We start from the raw sequence: 228 nt of genomic DNA, 5'->3' as shown, positions 1-228 counted from the left end.
CCCGCTGCTGGCGGTGCCGGTGGCCATCGTGGGTACGTTCGGCCTGCTGCTGATGTTCGGCTATTCCATCAACGCCCTGTCGTTGTTCGGGATGGTGCTGGCCATCGGGATCGTGGTCGACGACGCGATCGTGGTGGTGGAGAACGTCGAGCGCAACATCGCCGCGGGCCTGAGCCCGCGTGACGCGACCTATCGCGCCATGCGCGAGGTGAGCGGCCCCATCATCGC

At 67.1% G+C, this 228-nt stretch carries 1 protein-coding gene; it reads left to right on the top strand.

What is annotated here, in order from left to right:
• The coding region (locus SB751_RS36125; protein WP_410749744.1) for an efflux RND transporter permease subunit at positions 1-228 on the top strand (228 nt) is incomplete at both ends.

Source organism: Cupriavidus sp. SIMBA_020, from assembly GCF_046535395.1.
Lineage (GTDB): Bacteria > Pseudomonadota > Gammaproteobacteria > Burkholderiales > Burkholderiaceae > Cupriavidus > Cupriavidus campinensis.
This window is presented reverse-complemented; position numbering and strand designations above follow the sequence as displayed.